We start from the raw sequence: 16,176 nt of genomic DNA on the forward strand, positions 1-16,176 counted from the left end.
CCCCATGTCGATGAACAGTTTTGGCCATCTCTTCCGCGTCACCACCTGGGGTGAAAGCCACGGACCCGCGCTTGGCGCCACCGTCGATGGCTGCCCGCCCGGCGTGCCGATCGACGAGGCGATGATTCAACACTGGCTAGACCGTCGCAAACCCGGCCAGAACAAATACACCACCCAACGACGTGAGGCCGACGAGGTAAAGATCCTCTCGGGCGTGTTCGAGGGGCAGACCACCGGCACCCCGGTGCAGCTGATGATCGAGAACACCGACCAGCGGTCCAAGGACTACGGGGATATCAAGGACAAGTTCCGCCCCGGCCATGCCGATATCACCTATTTCCAGAAATACGGTATCCGCGACTATCGCGGCGGCGGCCGCAGTTCGGCCCGTGAAACCGCCGCGCGGGTGGCAGCGGGCGGCCTCGCGCGCGAGGTGATCCGCGCCCTTGCCCCCAATGTCCAGATCACCGGTTACATGGTGCAGATGGGACCGCACCGGATCGACCGCGCCCGCTTCGACTGGGCGCAGATCGAACAGAACCCGTTCTGGGTGCCCGATGCCCAGGCCGCCACCGACTGGGCCGATTATCTCGACGGGCTGCGCAAGTCCGGCAGCTCGGTCGGCGCGGTGATCGAGGTCGTTGCGCGCGGCGTGCCCGCAGGCCTCGGCGCGCCGGTCTATGGCAAGCTCGACACCGATCTGGCCGCCGCGATGATGTCGATCAACGCCGTCAAGGGCGTCGAGATCGGCGAGGGCATGGCCGCCGCCGAACTGACCGGCGAGGCCAATGCCGACGAGATCTTCATGGGCCAGAACGGCCCGCAATACAGCTCGAACCACGCGGGCGGTATCTTGGGCGGCATCTCGACCGGGCAGGATATCGTGGTGCGTTTTGCGGCCAAACCCACCTCGTCGATCCTGACCACCCGCAAGACCATCACCAAGTCCGGCGAAGAGACCGAGATCATCACCAAGGGTCGCCACGACCCCTGCGTCGGCATCCGCGCCGTGCCGGTGGGCGAGGCGATGATGGCCTGTGTGATCCTCGACCACCTGCTGCTGCACCGGGGCCAGATCGGGGCCAATCGTGGCCATATCGGCTGATCTGCATCAGGCGCTGCGCGGGATCGTCGCCCAGCGTATGGCGACCGACCCGGCGCATGACCTCGCTCATCTAGACCGGGTCTGGGTCAATGTGCAGGCCATTGCCGGCCCCGATGCCGACAGGGATGTGTTGCTGGCCGCCAGCTATCTGCACGATCTGGTGAACCTGCCCAAGAACGCGCCCGACCGGCACACCGCCTCGCGCCGTTCGGCCGAGGCGGCGGCACCGATCCTGCACGACCTTGGCTTTGACGACACGCAGATCGCGGCCACCGGCCACGCCATCGCCGCGCACAGCTTTTCGGCCGGGATCCCGCCGGAGACCGAAGAGGCGCGCATCCTGCGCGACGCCGACCGGCTCGATGCGCTGGGCGCCATCGGCATCGCCCGCAACTTCTCGGTGTCGGGCTCGCTAGGCCGGGCGCTTTATGATCCCGCCGATCCCTTCTGCGAACACCGCGCGCCCGACGATGCGCTCTATTCGCTCGACCACTGGCGGGTGAAACTGCTGTCCCTGCCGCAGGGCATGTTGACCGAAAAAGGTCGCGCCCTCGCCCAGGCCCGCATCGCGCTGATGCTGCGCTTCCTCGACGATTTCGCGGCTGAGATCGGCGCGCCTCTGCCTGCCGAATGGACCGCGGCATGAGCCAGATCCTGACTATCACCTTTCCGATCTACGCAGCACTCGCCATCGGGTTTCTGGTGGTCCGGCAAGGCTGGTCCAGCACCGCTGACATGCGGGTTCTGGGCCGCTACGTGATGGACATCGCCCTGCCCGCGCTCCTCTTCAACGCGGTGGCCAGCCGCAACGTGGCCGAGGTGTTCCACCCCGGCTACATGCTCGCCTTTGCCGTCGCCGGGCTCGGCACCGTGGCACTCAGCTACCTGTGGTTCACCCTGTCGGGCACTGACGCCACCCGCCGTGCGGTAGCAGTGATGGGCAGCTCCTGCCCCAATTCCGGCTTTGTCGGCTATCCGGTGATGCTGCTCACCTTTCCCGATCTGGCGGGCGTGATTCTGGCGCTGAACATGCTGGTCGAAAACGTGCTGATCATCCCCACCTGCCTGATCCTGATGGACATGGCGCGCGGGCGTGCGCAGGGCGGCATCGGTCGGCGCATCGCCGGCATCTTCTGGGGTGTGCTGAAACGCCCGATGGTGATCGGCCTGCTGCTGGGCCTCGCGGTCAGCCTTGCCGGCGTGCCGGTGCCGCAAACCGTGACAAGGCTGATGCAGATGCTGGCCGCCTCTGCCTCGGCGCTGGCGCTGGTGGTGATCGGCGGCTCGCTCGCGGGCCTCAGCTGGCGCGGCAGCCGCTGGCACGCGGTGCAGATCTCTGCGCTGAAACTGCTGCTGCACCCGGCGCTGGCCCTGCTGGCGGTGATGCTGGTCGCCGCCGTCGGTCTGCCGATGGATGCCGACATGCGCACCGCGCTGATCCTGTCGGCGGCGATGCCGATGTTCGGCATCTACGCCGTTCTGGCGCAGGAGGCGGGGCACGAGGGCATGGCCTCGATCGCGCTGCTCACGACAACAACGCTGGCCTTCTTCACCCTCTCCGGCCTGCTCTGGTGGCTGACCTGATCAGCGCCAGGCGGCAGGTGAAGATCCCAGATCACAAGCCGCACTGTCCCAACGCATCGGCGCCCCCTCGACACTCAGCGCCGGTTTCAGCCGCCGCGCCGGTCCCCAGGGCGTCCGCTCCTCCCAGTCCGACAGGTCACCGGGAGTGGAGCCGGTAATCGCCGGACCCTCCTCTGCCTTTTCCATGGAACACAGCAGCTCCGCCGTGCGCGCCAGCGACAACCGGGCCGAGGACACGCCCTCTCCCCGCGCCGCCCGCGCCAGCGCCGACAGGACCGAAGCCGCCATCAGATACCCCGTCGCATGGTCCAGCGCCTGCACCGGCAACGGATGCGGTTTTTCGGCCCCGGCCCAGCCCATGCCCGCCTCGGCAATGCCACAGCTCATCTGCACCAGCGAATCGAAGCCGCGTCGCCCGGCCCATGGCCCGGTCCAGCCATAGGCGCAGAGGCTCACCTCGATCAGGTTCGGCGCCAGTTCCAAACGCCGCTCGGGCGAAACCATCGCATCCAGCGCGCCGGGACGATAGCCATGCACCAGAACATCCGCCCCTGCCAGCAACGCCTCGAAGCTCTCCCGGTCGGCGGCCTGTTTCAGATCCAGATGGGCACAGGTCTTGCCCAGTGTCACATCCGGCACCACCCCCGGTTCCGACCAGCTTGGCGGGTCGATGCGCAGGACCTCGGCCCCGTATCCGGCCAGCGTTCGCGTCGCCATCGGCCCCGCCAGCACCCGTGTCAGATCAAGCACCCTCAGCCCCGCCAGCGGCCGCGCCCGCGTGCCGCGAAAATCGCGCAAGGCACCCGCGCGCTGCGCCCAATGCACCAACGGCTCCGCCGCCACCGCCGCCCCCTGCGGATGCGCCAGCCAGGCCGCGCGGTCGCGCATCGCCGCCGCTGCCCCGCCCGCGCCGACAACTGCCGTTTCCAGCGCGTCGATCTGCCAGCCTCGCAGCGCCTCGGCAACCGCCGACCGCTCCGCCGGACACCCAAGTACCGAAAGCGCCGCATCCCGGTGATGCGGCGCATTGGTATGCAGCCTGATCCAGCCATCCGCCGCCGCATAATCCCCCGCAATCGGGTCCCAGGCGCCGGGCATCTGCCAGCCCTGCGGATGGATCGACCAGGAATACCACAGCGAGGCCAGCCGCCGATCCACCGTCACCGCCGGGCGCGGCCCAAGACCCGTGGCCTCGATTACCTCGCCCAGCGCCGCGCCCACCGCGCCAAAGCATCGGGTTGCCAGATCGGTCACCGCGAACCGGGATCGCCACGCGCCCACGCCCTGAACATCAAACGCCTGCGGCCCAAACGCGGCTGCTAGCTGATCCATACCCTGTGCTCCCACTGTCTTTCTGCACCTGCACAATGACTGTTACCGATAGCAGAAATCAAGCGATTGATCTTTGCCCGCCAAAGGCGCAGGGTCGCGCCATGGCAAACCCCTTAACATCGCATCGACCGGTCCTGGCCATCACGCTGAAGCTCAGCGCGCTGGTGCTGTTCACCGTGATGTCGGCCATGATCAAGGCGCTGTCGGCCGATTTCCCGCCCGGCGAGATGGTGTTCTTCCGCTCGCTCTTTGCCATCCCCGTCATCCTTGTCTACCTGATCGCGCGCGGCCAGTTGCGGCAGGGTCTGATCGTCAAGAAACCCATGGGCCATTTCTGGCGCGGCCTCCTGGGCACCAGCGCCATGGGGCTGACCTTTACCGGCCTCGGCCTGCTTCCCCTGCCCGAGGTGACGGCCATCGGCTATGCCACCCCGATCTTTACCCTGATCCTCGCGGCACTGATGCTGGGAGAGACCATCCGCCTGGTGCGCATCGGCGCGGTCGCTCTGGGCCTTTTGGGCGTGATCGTCATGCTCTGGCCGCGCTTGGGCACCGGCGCCTCGCTGGATCAGGCGGCCACCATCGGCGCGCTCTGCGTGCTGGGCGCGACCGTGGCGCGCGCCTTTGTCCAGATCCATATCCGGCAACTGGTACAGGTCGATCACGCCGCCGCCATCGTCTTCTACTTCTCGCTCACCGCGACCCTCCTGTCCGCGCTGACGGCGTTTTTCGGCTGGACCATGCCGACTGTGGAACAGGCCGCGATCCTGATCCTGACCGGGTTGATCGGCGGGGTGGCGCAGATCCTCGTCACCTCCTCCTACCGCTTTGGCCAGGCCTCCATGCTGGCGCCCTATGACTATGCCTCGATGCTGTTCGCCATCATCATCGGCTATGTCTGGTTCGACGAATTGCCGACCCTGGTGATGCTGGCCGGCGCCCTACTGGTGATCGCCGGCAACGTGGTGGTGATCTGGCGCGAGCGGCAGCTGGGCCTCGACAATGTGAAGACGCGCCCGCTCAATCCAAAGGCGTGACCTTTACCTTTCCGCGCCACGCCCTAGGGTAGCGCGCAACCGGGAAAGGAACACAAATGACCGACGCGCAGGACCACAAGGAAAAGATGAAGGCTGTGCAGGCCGAGCACCGCAAGAAAGTCTCCGAGGCGGTCGACCCCGGCCGCGGGCTGGTGCTGATCAACACCGGCAAGGGCAAGGGCAAATCCTCGGCCGCCTTCGGCGTGGTGATCCGGGCGCTGGGCTGGGGACAGAAGGTGGCCGTGGTCCAGTTCATCAAGGGCAAGTGGAAGACCGGCGAGCGGCGTTTCTTCGAGGAGCATAACCTGGTGACCTGGCACACGATGGGCGAGGGCTTCACCTGGGACACCCAGGATCGCGACCGCGACATCGCCGCCGCCACCGCCGCCTTTGGCAAGGCGCGCGAACTGATGGAAAGCGGCGACTATGACCTGGTGGTGCTGGACGAGATCAATATCGCGCTGCGCTATGAATACCTCTCGGTCGATACGGTACTCGACGGGCTTCAGGCTCGTTCGGACCGCACCAGCGTGTTCCTGACGGGGCGCGATGCGCCGCAGGCGCTGCGCGACTATGCCGATCTGGTGACCGAAATGACGGTCGAAAAGCATCCGTTCGAGGCCGGGATCAAGGCGCAGCGCGGCGTGGATTTCTGACACCCATGAGCCGTCAGGCCGAGAACCTCAGCGGCAGCCTCTATATGGTGGCCGCCATGGGTGCCTTTGCGCTCGAGGATATGTTCGTCAAATCCGCCACCGCTGTCCTGCCCGTCGGGCAGGTGCTGATCCTCTTCGGGCTGGGCGGCATGGGCATCTTTGCCCTGCTGGCCCACAGGCGGGGTGAGGCCGCGTTTGTCCGCCCCGACCGGACGCTCGCGATCCGCTCGGGCTTCGAGGTGATGGGGCGCATCTGCTATACGCTGGCGCTGGCGCTGACCCCTCTCACCAGCACCTCCGCCATCCTTCAGGCGACACCGCTGGTGGTAGCGATGGGGGCAGCGCTGTTTCTGGGCGAAACGGTGGGCTGGCGGCGCTGGGTGGCGATCCTGATCGGGCTGGCGGGCGTGCTGCTGATCCTGCGCCCGGGGATGCAGGGCTTCGTGCCCGCCTCGATCTTTGCCGTCCTCGGCATGATCGGCTTTGCCGGGCGCGACCTGGCCACCCGCGCCGCGCGGCCCCGGCTGAGCAACGCGCAACTGGGCGTCTACGGCTTTGGCGCGCTGGTGGTCTCGGGCGTGCTGGCGCTCGGCTGGACCGGTGGCGCAACCCTGCCGGATTGGGGCACTGCGCGGCACCTGGGTGCCGCGATCCTGCTCGGCGTACTCGCATACGAATGCCTGACCCGCGCGATGCGGCGCGGCGAGATCTCGGTCATCGCGCCGTTCCGCTATACGCGGCTGGTCTTTGCCATGATCCTCGGTATCGTCGTTTTCGGCGAAAGCCCCGACACAGCTACCTGGATCGGCAGCGCCATCATCGTCGCGGGCGGCATCTACACCATCCTGCGCGAAGGCCGCTCCAGACGCTGACTGGCCCCATCGGGGCCAGCCGCAGAATTTCACAGAAATTCTGTCACCAGAAAATTTTCAATTTTCTGGCCCGTGGCAAACGTCAGATTGCCGACAGAACCGGGTCGAGCGTGACCGACCACAGCTCGGTATTGCCGCGATCCATCAGGCGGACCTTCATCTGCTGGCTGGCGCCGTCGATGTCCACGAGACCGAAGAATTGCAGACCCATGCTGGGCGGCAGGTTCGCACCCTGCTCCGGTGTCGGCGCCTTGACGAACTTCACCTCGGGGCCAAAGGTCCCGTCCAGCTCGTTCGGTCCGAAGGTCCCTGCATGCAGCGGACCCGAGACAAATTCCCAGAACGGCTCGAAATCCTGGAACTGCGCCCTCTCCGGACTGTAGTGATGCGCGGCGGTGTAATGCACATCGGCCGTGAACCAGACCGTGTTGCGCACGCCCGCGCTCTTGATGAAGCGCAGGAGATCGGCGATCTCCAGCTCGCGCCCCCGCGCCGGGCCGTGGTCACCATTTGCCACCGCCTCGGCGCCTGCCTTTTCCTTCCAGTTATCCCAGACAATCAGGCCCAGCGGCATGTCGGATGCGATCACCTTCCACGTTGCGGTCGAGGCCGCCAGTTCCCGCTTGATCCAGGCCAGCTGTTCGGCGCCCAGGATACGGCTCTGATCGGTGATCTCGTCCTCCATCGAGGCGCCGTTGGGCCCGCGATAGCTGCGCAGGTCGAGGAAGAACACATCCAGCATCGGCCCGTAGGAGATCTTGCGATAGACCCGTCCCGGCTCGGCGGGCGTGATCCTAAGCGGCGTCATCTCGTGGAACGCCCGCGCGGCGCGGCTTTGCAGCACATGCACCGATTTCTCGGTGTACCGGTCGTCGGCGCTCAGGTCCTTGGCATCCGACCAGTTGTTGACGACCTCATGATCGTCCCACTGGAAAAACGTCGGGCAAAGCGCGTTCATCGCCTGCACATGTTCGTCCATCAGATTGTATTTCCACTGACCCCGGAACTCGGCCAGCGTTTCGGCCACCTTGCGTTTTTCCTCGATCAGGGTGGTGTTCTTCCAGATCACCGCGCCGTCCTTTTCGACCTCATCCTTCATCGGGCCATCGGCATAGATGGTGTCACCGGAATGGATAAAGAAATCGGGCCGGTGCTGCGCCATCGTGGCATAGGTGCGCATACCCTCGTCGTCGATACCCCAACCCTGACCGGCGGTATCGCCCGACCACGCAAACCGGATATCCCGCCGCGCGGTCGGTGCTGTACGGAAGCGGCCGACGATAGGCTCGGACACGGCGCGGATATCGTCCAGATCGGCAGCGACAAAGCGATAGAACACCTCCTGATCTGCCGGCAGGCTATCGACCAGCCGCTTGACGGCAAGATCGCTCTCGGGTGTGGCGAACATCGGCGACAGGCGGCGCGCATCGGCAAAGCTCTCGGTGCTCGACACCTCCATCATCACTTTTGCCGGGCGGTCGGTGCGGGTCCATATCATGCCCGATGCGGTATCGACGTCACCGGATTGCACCCCATGGGTAAAGACCGGGCGCGAGGCGGCGCGGCTGATCGAAGGCATCGCCAGCGTTGCGGTGAATGCGGTGCCGCCTGCCAGAAAGGCCCGGCGCGAGGGGCGAAGAAGTCGTGTCATGCGAATGCTCTCCTGTCTGGCGGCCGGAGTCTCCGGTCCGCGCGATTGGTAGGCGCATGAGAGCCGCGGGTTTGTAAAACCCGCGGCTCAGATTCTTGAACTTCTCACGATGTTATTGCGACGGATCGCTGCCGTCACCGGCTTACATCGCCGGTTTCGCCTCAGGCGTGCTCAAAGAGATGACCGTGACGACCGCCGCGCCGTTGACCCAGTAGAACAGCGCATCCAGCCCCGTGAACCCGAACAGGCTGGGCGCCAGCAGGAACACGATGCCCACGGTCAGGTCAACGGCCAGGTGAAACTTGTAGGGCAGGACGCGCCAGACCCCCAGATGGTGGTCGGTCAGCAGGGTCAGCACAAAGGCGGCGAATCCGGTGACGACCGATAGCCACAGCGCCATGGGGTTCTCGGCGCCCAGGCCAAGAACGACGGGCATGCCCATCAGGGCCAGAGCCACGGGATAATCGAGATAGGCATGCACGGTGCGCGTTACGAAACGAATAGACATGATTGGGGTCCTTATCAGGTTGGTTGAACCGCCCAACGGCGGAATAACCCTGATATGGCGCCAGACAGTCGAACGCTGAATGATCCAAAGTTCGGGAATTAGGTCAGATCGTTCAAGATGCAGCCACTGCCTGCCTTTTTGCATCATCAAACTGCTGCCGATAAGCGGCTGGCGACACCCCGAGCTGCTTGCGGAACACCCGGCTGAACGCCGCTTCCGAGGCATACCCGGCCAGTTCGGCGGCATCGGCCACGCTCAACCGGCTGTCAACAAGGCCCTGACAGGCGATCTGCATCCGCCACGAGGTCAGGTATTGCATCGGAGTCATCTCCATCTTGGCAGCGAAATGCTGCGCGAAACCGGTGCGTGACTGCCCCGCAATCCGAGCCAGCATTTCGACAGTCCAGTCCTTGGCCGGATCCCGATGAAAGGCGCTGAGCGCTCGCGACAGGTTGGGATCAGCAAACCCCGCCAGCGCGGAATCGTCCGGGCTCACAGTTTCCAGATGCGCCCGGATCGCCTGGGCAAACAGCGCCTCCGTCATCTTGAGCGCGATCAGGTCGCTGCCCATCCTGTCGCGCCCGGCCTCGGCCGCGATCACGCGCAAAGTTGCCTCCAGCCACGCGCCGCGCTCCTCGCCGTAATCCCGGATAAGGATATAGGGCGGTAGCCGCTCCAACAGGGTATGACCCGGGCAGGACCGGCCATGCATGCCGTAGGTCAGATGCCCGCAGATCAGCTGCGTGTCCTGATCGTCCTCGTCGCCGCCATAGACCAGCACCCCCTCACCGCGATAGCCCGACCGGCTCAGCACCGTATCCAGCGGCAGCGCGGAATCGGGGCGCGAATGCTGGCACAACAGCATGTGTTCGGCACCGTGCGGGATCAGCACCAGATCACCTTGGGTCAGTCGCAGCGTCTCGTTTGCCGCCGGCACATGCACCATGCATTCGCCGCGATAGGCGAAGTGAAACCGGGCCACGTTCTGATACGAGGGCACGTGCACGCCGAAGGGCGGCGTGAACGAGGTGCGGAAATACAGCGTCCCCTTCAGGGACAGACGGGTGAGGATATCGCTGAGCAGGTCCAACATGCCGCCAACATACCTATTTTTTTCATTCCGTCCAGATAGCTGAACGATCTGCAATGTTCTTTGTCTTCACGCGCATTCAACATACCGGGAAACCAATTATCTGAGGGATTACCGAAACCTTTTAAGGAGACAAGACATGAAGACCATTACCCTCGCCGCCGCCCTTGCCCTCGGATTTGCCGCCCAAACCGTCCAGGCAGCCGACAAGATGAACGACTTGGAAATCGCACATACCGCCTATACCGCCGGTCAGATCGACATCCGCTATGCGCATCTGGCGCTGGCCGTGTCCGACAATGCCGAGGTGCGCGCATTCGCCGAAACCATGATCCGCGACCATACCGCGGTGAACGTGGCTGCCGGCGATCTGATCACCAAGCTGAACGTCACGCCCCAGGACAACGACCTGAGCCGCACGCTGGTCAAGGGCGCCGCCGACAAGCGCGCCGAACTGATGTCGCTGAGCGGCAAGGCCTTTGACTGCGCCTATGCCCAGAACGAACTCGGCTACCACCAGGTGGTCAACCAGACGGTCGAAGGCGTGTTCATCCCGACCGTGACCGTCGAACCGCTCAAGGATCTGCTGTCCGAAGCGCTCGTCACCTTCAAGGTGCACGAAGGCCATGCCGAGCAGATGGTGAACGGCCTGCAATGCGGCTGACCCGCAGGCAGGTCTGCTTCGGTGCGGGGGGGGCGATCGTGGGTTCCGCGCTCCCCGCATCGGGCTCTACCCCGGTGGTGGTCGATATCCGCGCCTTTGCCTTTGAGCCGGCCGAGATCACCATCCGGGCCGGGGAAACCGTGCGCTGGATCAACCACGATTTTGCCCCGCACACCGCCACCGATGACGAGGTGAAATGGGATACCGAAGAATTGGAAAAGGGCGGGCAGGCCACGATCCGCTTCGATACCCCCGGCACCTATCCCTATTTCTGTGCCTACCACCCGCATATGAGGGGATCGGTGGTCGTAACCACCTGACGCGCGGGGCCGTTATCCGGCCTCGCGCAACCGTTCGGTCAACCGGTGCAACCGCTCGCGCAGCTCGGCCAGTTCGGCAAGGTCCGCATCCGCCGCCGCCAGAATACAGTTCGAGATGTCCGCCGCTTCGCTCTCCAGCCCACGGCCCTTATCGGTCAGGGTAACGATCACGCTGCGCTCATCCTGAGGGTTGCGCGCGCGCCTGATCAACCCAGCCGCCTCCATCCGTTTCAAAAGCGGCGTCAGCGTGTTCGATTCAAGCTGCAATTCCGCGCCCAGATCGCTCACCTTGCGGCCGTCCTGCTGCCACAGCGCCACCAGCACCAGGTATTGCGGATAGGTCAGATCGAAGCGTGCCAACAGCGGGCGGTACAGCCGCCCCATCGCATGATTGGCGGAATAGATCGAAAAGCAGAGCAACTCGTCGAGGGTAAGGGCACGATCCAGCATGCCCACGATATAGATCGCGCGCGATTATTTCGCAACGTCTTGCATTTCGCGGACTAGGTTCCTATTTAGATCGTACACGATTTAATCGCATTCGATAAAATGGAGCCCAATATGACCGTTTCCCCCGTCTATACCGCCCATGCCCGCGCCACCGGTGGCCGCAATGGCCAGGCACAGGTCGCCGAATCCGGCCTCGACCTCGTGCTCGCCACCCCGCCCGCAATGGGGGGCAACGGCAAGGGCCACAACCCCGAACAGCTGTTCGCCGCGGGATATGCCGCCTGCTATATCGGGGCGATGCAATTCGCCACGACCCAGGACGAGAGCCTGGCCAAAGTGCCCGCCGATGTCTCGGTCGATGCCGAGGTCGGCATCGGCCCCCGTGCCGAGGGCGGGTTTGGCCTGGCCGTGACGCTCAAAGTGTCTATGCCCGGCGTCGACAAGGCCGAGGCGCAGCGCATCGCTGATGCAGGTCACGCGATCTGTCCCTATTCCAACGCCACCCGTGGCAATGTCGTCGTCACGACCGAGATCGTCTGAAACAAAAAGGGCGCCGGTCATCCGGCGCCCTTTCCCCAAAAAACAGGTCGCGATTTACGCCCGAACCAGCGCCTCATATTCCGCCGCGATTTCGCGGGTCATCTGACCCACTTCGAACGTATAGGGGCCAATCTGGCCCACCGGAGTGACCTCGGCGGCGGTGCCGGTCAGCCAGCACTGTTCGAACCCTTCCATCTCTTCCGGCTTGATGCGGCGCTCGTGCACGGTGATGCCCTTGTCCTTGAGCATCCCGATCACCGTCTGCCGGGTGATCCCGTTCAAAAAGCAGTCGGCCAGCGGCGTATGCACCTCGCCGTCCTTGACAAAGAACACATTGGCGCCGGTCGCCTCGGCCACATAGCCGCGCCAGTCCATGAACAGCGCGTCCGAGCATCCCTTGGCCTCGGCCTTGTGCTTGGAGATGGTGCAGATCATGTAAAGACCCGCCGCCTTGGCATGTACCGGGATCGTCTCGGGGCTGGGCCGCTTCCACTCGGCGATGTCCAGCTTGGCGCCCTGCATCTTGGCGTCGCCGTAATAAGCGCCCCAGGGCCAGACCGCGATTGCCATCCGTACCGGGTTGCGGGCCGAGGCCACGCCCATGTCCTCGCCCGAGCCACGCCAGACCAGCGCACGCACATAGGCATCGGTCAGACCGCTGGCTTTCAGCGTCTCTTCCTTGGCCGCCTCGATCTGATCGACCGTATAGGGCATCGGCATGTCCAGCGCTTGCGCACTGGCAACGAGCCGCTCGGAATGTTCCCGGCTCTTGAAGATCTTGCCGTTATACGCGCGCTCGCCCTCGAACACAGACGAGGCATAGTGCATGGCATGGGTGAGGATATGGACCTTGGCATCGCGCCAATCGACCAGCTCCCCATCCATCCAGATCACGCCGTCGCGATCGTCATAACCCGCCATTGTGTTCCCTCCACGCCAGGTCGTATTTCCAATAATTGCGCCAACAAGTTCCACACCGGACACTATATTGCGCAAAAACTGCGACTCACTACCTGTTCAGTATTGGAATGTCAACAAGACTGACATAAAGTGACGAGGAACGACAAAGGTGCACCACATGTCCGACGCGCGACCATCACCGGTCTTTGGCGGTGAAAGCCTGCTGTTTCTGACCGACGAGCAGCTGCGACAGGGGATCGAGGCGATGTTTTTCGCCTATCGCGGCTTTACCGCAGACCCCGACCGGATCCTGGCCGAGATGGCCTATGGCCGCGCCCATCACCGGGCGATCCACTTCATCAACCGGGCACCGGGCACCACGGTGAACAACCTGCTGGCCATTCTGGGGGTCACCAAACAGTCGCTGAACCGCGTTCTGCGCACCCTCATCGCCGACGGCCTGGTCGAAAGCCGGGTCGGCACCCAGGACAAGCGCGAGCGGCACCTGTTCCTGACCGAGGCGGGCGCGGCACTGGAGGCGAAACTGTCGGATGCGCAGCGCGCCCGGATGCGCGCCGCATACAAGGAGGCCGGACCCGAGGCGGTCGCCGGGTTCCGCCAGGTATTGGAGGCGATGATGGATCGCGAGATGCAACGGGCCTATGTCAAGCTGCGGGACAGCGGCTCATGAGCGCCTTTGACGCCCACCTGCTGATCGTCGATGACGACGAACGTATTCGTGACTTGCTCAAGAAGTTCCTGATGCGCAACGGGTTCCTTGTCACCGCCGCACGCGATGCCGAACATGCGCGGCGCATCCTGTCAGGGCTGGATTTCGACCTGATCGTCATGGATGTGATGATGCCGGGCGAGGATGGTGTCAGCCTGACCCGTGCCCTGCGTCAGACCCTGAGCACGCCGATCCTGCTGCTGACCGCCCGTGGCGAGACCGAGCACCGGATCGCCGGGCTGGAGGCGGGCGCCGACGACTATCTGGCAAAACCCTTCGAACCGCGCGAGCTTCTGCTCCGGATCAATGCGATCCTGCGCCGCGTGCCCGATACCAGCGCCCAGGACGCGGCACCCAAGTTCCTGCAACTGGGGCCGATCCGATATGACATAGAACGCGGCGAGATGTGGCAGGGTGACCAGCTGGTCCGCCTGACCGCTACCGAGAACCAGTTGATGAAGATCTTTGCCGCTCGTCCGGGCGAGGCGATCACCCGCACCAAGCTGGTCGAGGATCTGGGCCGCGACCGGGGTCAGGCCCAGGAACGCGCGGTCGACGTGCAGATCACTCGCCTGCGCCGCAAGATCGAGCCCAACCCGAAACAGCCGCGCTACCTGCAAACGGTGCGCGGCGCGGGCTACATGCTCGCGCCGGACTAGGCGCGCAGACTTTTCTCATCCGCGGCTCTTTTCATGATAGGCTGAACTCATTGATTTCAGAGAGGCTCCACTCATGAATAGCACCGGCATTCTTTCAGTCGCGTTTCTAGCACTGGCCCTGCCCGCCAGCGCCCAGACCCTGTGCCGGGGCTTCGGCCCTCAGACCCCCCGCGACATTGCCAGCGCCATCGGCACCAACCCCGTCAGCTTTCCCCGCGCGCCCGAAACGGCCTCGATGAACCTCTGCGACATCCACACGCATACCAATGCCGAACACAAGGGGCCCGGTTTCTCTCTGCCCGGTGGCGAGGGCGAGCATGGCGGCTGGAAATGCAATGGCACCGAGAGCCTGTCCGCCGCCGAACTGACCACGCCCGAGGGGCACGAGGCATTCCACGGTGTAAAACCCGGCGACACGATCGAGGTGCATTGGGTCTATACCACCTGCGATGTCGATCCCGGCCCAACGCTCGGCTCCTGTTTCTCGGATGCCTGCACCAACCCCTCTCTGCGGGTCGAATCGCAGGTATTCCTGATCGTCAACGACGACAGCGCCGCCGACTTCGGCACCTTTGCCTATGACGGCCATATGGCGGGCGGATTGCACCAGCCAAAATCGCTGCCCTCGGGCACCGGCCAGCCCGTGGTCTTTCTCGGCTCGACCACCGGACCCAGCTACACGCAAGAGGTCTGTTCGCCCATGCAGGTGACATGGAGCGTGCGCCCCGAATGCATGAAACTTTCCTACAGCTCGATCCAGCACTGGGGCGCCAAGGGTAACGTCTTCAACGAAGATCACAGCCATGGTGTGCGCCAACTGGTGACCGCCCCCGAGCTGCTGGCCCCGATCAACTGACCCAAGGGAACAGAGCGTTTGCAGAGCCGCGCGCGCGTTGCTAGCGTGCGCACCATGACAACCGCCCTGATCACCCATGCCGACTGCCTGAACCATGTCACGCCCACCGGCCACCCTGAGCGGGTGGCCCGCTTGGAACATGTGCTGCACGCGCTGGAGCCGCTTGACCTGCGCCGCGTCACCGCGCCGCTGGCCGCCGAAGACGACCTGCTGCGCATCCACCCCGCAGGCTATATCGCCGATATCCGCGATGCCCGCCCCGAGGAGGGGTTCACCCAGATCGACGGCGACACCTTCCTGTCGCCCGGCTCGGTCGATGCCGCGTTCCGCGCCGCAGGCGCGGTGGTGCGCGCGGTCGACATGGTGCTGGGCGGCGAGGTGCAGAACGCCTTTTGCGCCATCCGCCCGCCCGGCCACCACGCCGAACGCGAAACCGCGATGGGCTTCTGCCTCTTCGGCAATGCCGCGCTGGCCGCGAAACATGCGCTTGACCATCACGGGTTGAACCGCGTCGCAGTGGTGGATTTCGATGTGCATCACGGCAATGGCACCCAGGACCTTTTGTGGGACGAGGCGCGCGCGCTTCTGATCACCAGCCAGCAGATGCCGCTCTGGCCCGGCTCGGGCCGCCCGGACGAGGATGGCGCGCATGGCCAGATCGTCAACATCCCGCTGGCCCCCGGCACCGGCGGCGCCGAGATGCGCGCGGCCTACATGGCACAGGCCTTCCCGCGCCTGCGCGCCTTCAAGCCCGAACTCATCATCATCTCGGCCGGGTTCGACGCCCATCAGGACGACCCGCTGGCCAACCTGAACTGGTCCACCGCAGATTTCGCCTGGCTCACAGCCGAGCTTTGCACCCTTGCGCAAGGATTGTGCCAGGGCCGTATCGTCTCGACTCTCGAAGGCGGTTATGATCTGAACGCGCTCGCCGCCGCAACGCGCGCGCATGTACAGGAATTGATAAAGGCCGCGACATGACCGAGACCCCCGTCGACCAGATGAGCTTTGAACAGGCGATGAAAGAGCTGGAAACCGTGGTCGGTCAGCTTGAACGCGGCGATGTGGCGCTGGATCAGTCCATCGCGCTTTACGAACGCGGCGCGGCGCTGAAAAAACGCTGCGAGGACGAGCTCAAGCGCGCCGAAGAAAAGGTTGCCGCCATCACGCTCGACAGCAATGGCCAGCCAACGGGCACCAAGCCGGTCGAAGGTCTCTGACC

Annotated in this window: 20 protein-coding genes; 14 read left to right on the forward strand and 6 right to left on the reverse strand. The window is 64.6% G+C overall.

Annotated features, from left to right (window positions below; translation table 11 throughout):
• Window positions 1-4: 4 nt before the first annotated feature.
• The 3 genes from aroC to AC2FL1_RS04245 are packed head-to-tail and all read left to right on the forward strand — an operon-like array spanning window position 5 to window position 2,689.
• Window positions 5-1,105: a chorismate synthase gene (aroC, locus tag AC2FL1_RS04235; RefSeq protein WP_496876079.1), complete on the forward strand. Its 1,101-nt coding sequence runs from the start codon at window positions 5-7 to the stop codon at window positions 1,103-1,105.
• A complete protein-coding gene (locus AC2FL1_RS04240; protein WP_496876080.1) occupies window positions 1,089-1,751 on the forward strand; it encodes an HD domain-containing protein in 663 nt (220 codons plus the stop codon). The genes aroC and AC2FL1_RS04240 overlap by 17 nt, the downstream gene beginning before the upstream one ends.
• A complete protein-coding gene (locus AC2FL1_RS04245) occupies window positions 1,748-2,689 on the forward strand; it encodes an AEC family transporter (protein WP_496876081.1) in 942 nt (313 codons plus the stop codon). The genes AC2FL1_RS04240 and AC2FL1_RS04245 overlap by 4 nt, the downstream gene beginning before the upstream one ends.
• Here the strand turns inward: AC2FL1_RS04245 and AC2FL1_RS04250 are convergent, their stop codons facing one another.
• Window positions 2,690-4,021 (reverse strand): CoA transferase, encoded by a 1,332-nt coding sequence (locus AC2FL1_RS04250; RefSeq protein WP_496876082.1) that lies wholly within the window; start codon window positions 4,019-4,021, stop codon window positions 2,690-2,692. It lies immediately after the preceding gene.
• Between the two features lie 101 nt (window positions 4,022-4,122).
• On the opposite strand from AC2FL1_RS04250, the gene AC2FL1_RS04255 reads away from it, so the two are divergent.
• The 3 genes from AC2FL1_RS04255 to AC2FL1_RS04265 are packed head-to-tail and all read left to right on the forward strand — an operon-like array spanning window position 4,123 to window position 6,586.
• Entirely contained in the window at window positions 4,123-5,058 is a 936-nt protein-coding gene (locus AC2FL1_RS04255; RefSeq protein ID WP_496876083.1) for a DMT family transporter, read from the forward strand.
• Window positions 5,059-5,114: 56 nt separating this feature from the next.
• Window positions 5,115-5,714 carry a cob(I)yrinic acid a,c-diamide adenosyltransferase gene (gene cobO / locus AC2FL1_RS04260; RefSeq protein ID WP_011046024.1) on the forward strand — a complete coding sequence of 200 codons (600 nt, stop codon included), beginning with the start codon at window positions 5,115-5,117 and terminating at the stop codon, window positions 5,712-5,714.
• A gap of 5 nt (window positions 5,715-5,719) precedes the next feature.
• Entirely contained in the window at window positions 5,720-6,586 is an 867-nt protein-coding gene (locus AC2FL1_RS04265; protein WP_496876084.1) for a DMT family transporter, read from the forward strand.
• An 82-nt stretch (window positions 6,587-6,668) separates the two neighbouring features.
• On the opposite strand, the gene AC2FL1_RS04270 is transcribed toward AC2FL1_RS04265, so the two are convergent.
• From AC2FL1_RS04270 to AC2FL1_RS04280, 3 genes are all read right to left on the reverse strand, one after another.
• Window positions 6,669-8,237, reverse strand: coding sequence for an alkaline phosphatase D family protein (locus AC2FL1_RS04270; protein WP_496876085.1), 1,569 nt, complete (start codon window positions 8,235-8,237; stop codon window positions 6,669-6,671).
• A 142-nt stretch (window positions 8,238-8,379) separates the two neighbouring features.
• Window positions 8,380-8,745, reverse strand: a complete 366-nt coding sequence (locus tag AC2FL1_RS04275; protein ID WP_234170766.1) for a hypothetical protein — start codon at window positions 8,743-8,745, stop codon at window positions 8,380-8,382.
• 112 nt (window positions 8,746-8,857) lie between these two features.
• Window positions 8,858-9,838 (reverse strand): AraC family transcriptional regulator, encoded by a 981-nt coding sequence (locus AC2FL1_RS04280; protein WP_496825187.1) that lies wholly within the window; start codon window positions 9,836-9,838, stop codon window positions 8,858-8,860.
• Between the two features lie 136 nt (window positions 9,839-9,974).
• Here AC2FL1_RS04280 and AC2FL1_RS04285 point away from each other — a divergent pair, with 136 nt between their 5' ends.
• Window positions 9,975-10,499: a DUF4142 domain-containing protein gene (locus tag AC2FL1_RS04285; RefSeq protein WP_496876086.1), complete on the forward strand. Its 525-nt coding sequence runs from the start codon at window positions 9,975-9,977 to the stop codon at window positions 10,497-10,499.
• Between the two features lie 38 nt (window positions 10,500-10,537).
• Entirely contained in the window at window positions 10,538-10,819 is a 282-nt protein-coding gene (locus AC2FL1_RS04290; RefSeq protein WP_496876087.1) for a cupredoxin domain-containing protein, read from the forward strand.
• Window positions 10,820-10,831: 12 nt separating this feature from the next.
• Here AC2FL1_RS04290 and AC2FL1_RS04295 read toward each other — a convergent pair whose 3' ends face one another.
• A complete protein-coding gene (locus tag AC2FL1_RS04295; protein WP_496876088.1) occupies window positions 10,832-11,269 on the reverse strand; it encodes a MarR family winged helix-turn-helix transcriptional regulator in 438 nt (145 codons plus the stop codon).
• A 111-nt stretch (window positions 11,270-11,380) separates the two neighbouring features.
• On the opposite strand from AC2FL1_RS04295, the gene AC2FL1_RS04300 reads away from it, so the two are divergent.
• Window positions 11,381-11,809 carry an organic hydroperoxide resistance protein gene (locus tag AC2FL1_RS04300; protein ID WP_496876089.1) on the forward strand — a complete coding sequence of 143 codons (429 nt, stop codon included), beginning with the start codon at window positions 11,381-11,383 and terminating at the stop codon, window positions 11,807-11,809.
• 54 nt (window positions 11,810-11,863) lie between these two features.
• On the opposite strand, the gene AC2FL1_RS04305 is transcribed toward AC2FL1_RS04300, so the two are convergent.
• A complete protein-coding gene (locus tag AC2FL1_RS04305; protein ID WP_496876090.1) occupies window positions 11,864-12,730 on the reverse strand; it encodes a branched-chain amino acid aminotransferase in 867 nt (288 codons plus the stop codon).
• Window positions 12,731-12,887: 157 nt separating this feature from the next.
• Between AC2FL1_RS04305 and AC2FL1_RS04310 the strand changes: the two genes are divergently transcribed.
• The 5 genes from AC2FL1_RS04310 (at window position 12,888) to AC2FL1_RS04330 (ending at window position 16,174) form a co-directional block, all read left to right on the forward strand.
• Window positions 12,888-13,400: a MarR family winged helix-turn-helix transcriptional regulator gene (locus tag AC2FL1_RS04310; protein WP_234170773.1), complete on the forward strand. Its 513-nt coding sequence runs from the start codon at window positions 12,888-12,890 to the stop codon at window positions 13,398-13,400.
• Complete coding sequence (locus AC2FL1_RS04315; protein ID WP_496825193.1) at window positions 13,397-14,098, forward strand: response regulator; 702 nt, start codon at window positions 13,397-13,399, stop codon at window positions 14,096-14,098. Before AC2FL1_RS04310 ends, AC2FL1_RS04315 begins: the two co-directional genes overlap by 4 nt.
• 73 nt (window positions 14,099-14,171) lie before the next feature.
• Complete coding sequence (locus tag AC2FL1_RS04320; RefSeq protein WP_496825194.1) at window positions 14,172-14,954, forward strand: delta-class carbonic anhydrase; 783 nt, start codon at window positions 14,172-14,174, stop codon at window positions 14,952-14,954.
• A gap of 54 nt (window positions 14,955-15,008) precedes the next feature.
• Window positions 15,009-15,935, forward strand: a complete 927-nt coding sequence (locus AC2FL1_RS04325) for a histone deacetylase family protein (protein WP_496876091.1) — start codon at window positions 15,009-15,011, stop codon at window positions 15,933-15,935.
• Window positions 15,932-16,174, forward strand: coding sequence for an exodeoxyribonuclease VII small subunit (locus tag AC2FL1_RS04330; protein WP_044027791.1), 243 nt, complete (start codon window positions 15,932-15,934; stop codon window positions 16,172-16,174). Before AC2FL1_RS04325 ends, AC2FL1_RS04330 begins: the two co-directional genes overlap by 4 nt.
• Window positions 16,175-16,176: the final 2 nt, after the last annotated feature.

The organism is Ruegeria sp. YKSF070, from assembly GCF_059612725.1.

Excerpts from the sequence above, each read along its gene's own strand:
- cobO (WP_011046024.1), top strand. The coding sequence starts at position 5,115 with ATGACCGACGCGCAGGACCACAAGGAAAAGATGAAGGCTGTGCAGGCC.
- AC2FL1_RS04285 (WP_496876086.1), top strand. The coding sequence starts at position 9,975 with ATGAAGACCATTACCCTCGCCGCCGCCCTTGCCCTCGGATTTGCCGCC.
- AC2FL1_RS04270 (WP_496876085.1), bottom strand. The coding sequence starts at position 8,237 with ATGACACGACTTCTTCGCCCCTCGCGCCGGGCCTTTCTGGCAGGCGGC.
- AC2FL1_RS04305 (WP_496876090.1), bottom strand. The coding sequence starts at position 12,730 with ATGGCGGGTTATGACGATCGCGACGGCGTGATCTGGATGGATGGGGAG.
- AC2FL1_RS04255 (WP_496876083.1), top strand. The coding sequence starts at position 4,123 with ATGGCAAACCCCTTAACATCGCATCGACCGGTCCTGGCCATCACGCTG.
- AC2FL1_RS04320 (WP_496825194.1), top strand. The coding sequence starts at position 14,172 with ATGAATAGCACCGGCATTCTTTCAGTCGCGTTTCTAGCACTGGCCCTG.
- AC2FL1_RS04310 (WP_234170773.1), top strand. The coding sequence starts at position 12,888 with ATGTCCGACGCGCGACCATCACCGGTCTTTGGCGGTGAAAGCCTGCTG.
- AC2FL1_RS04300 (WP_496876089.1), top strand. The coding sequence starts at position 11,381 with ATGACCGTTTCCCCCGTCTATACCGCCCATGCCCGCGCCACCGGTGGC.
- AC2FL1_RS04250 (WP_496876082.1), bottom strand. The coding sequence starts at position 4,021 with ATGGATCAGCTAGCAGCCGCGTTTGGGCCGCAGGCGTTTGATGTTCAG.
- AC2FL1_RS04315 (WP_496825193.1), top strand. The coding sequence starts at position 13,397 with ATGAGCGCCTTTGACGCCCACCTGCTGATCGTCGATGACGACGAACGT.
- AC2FL1_RS04330 (WP_044027791.1), top strand. The coding sequence starts at position 15,932 with ATGACCGAGACCCCCGTCGACCAGATGAGCTTTGAACAGGCGATGAAA.
- AC2FL1_RS04325 (WP_496876091.1), top strand. The coding sequence starts at position 15,009 with ATGACAACCGCCCTGATCACCCATGCCGACTGCCTGAACCATGTCACG.
- AC2FL1_RS04265 (WP_496876084.1), top strand. The coding sequence starts at position 5,720 with ATGAGCCGTCAGGCCGAGAACCTCAGCGGCAGCCTCTATATGGTGGCC.
- AC2FL1_RS04295 (WP_496876088.1), bottom strand. The coding sequence starts at position 11,269 with ATGCTGGATCGTGCCCTTACCCTCGACGAGTTGCTCTGCTTTTCGATC.
- aroC (WP_496876079.1), top strand. The coding sequence starts at position 5 with ATGTCGATGAACAGTTTTGGCCATCTCTTCCGCGTCACCACCTGGGGT.
- AC2FL1_RS04280 (WP_496825187.1), bottom strand. The coding sequence starts at position 9,838 with ATGTTGGACCTGCTCAGCGATATCCTCACCCGTCTGTCCCTGAAGGGG.
- AC2FL1_RS04275 (WP_234170766.1), bottom strand. The coding sequence starts at position 8,745 with ATGTCTATTCGTTTCGTAACGCGCACCGTGCATGCCTATCTCGATTAT.
- AC2FL1_RS04245 (WP_496876081.1), top strand. The coding sequence starts at position 1,748 with ATGAGCCAGATCCTGACTATCACCTTTCCGATCTACGCAGCACTCGCC.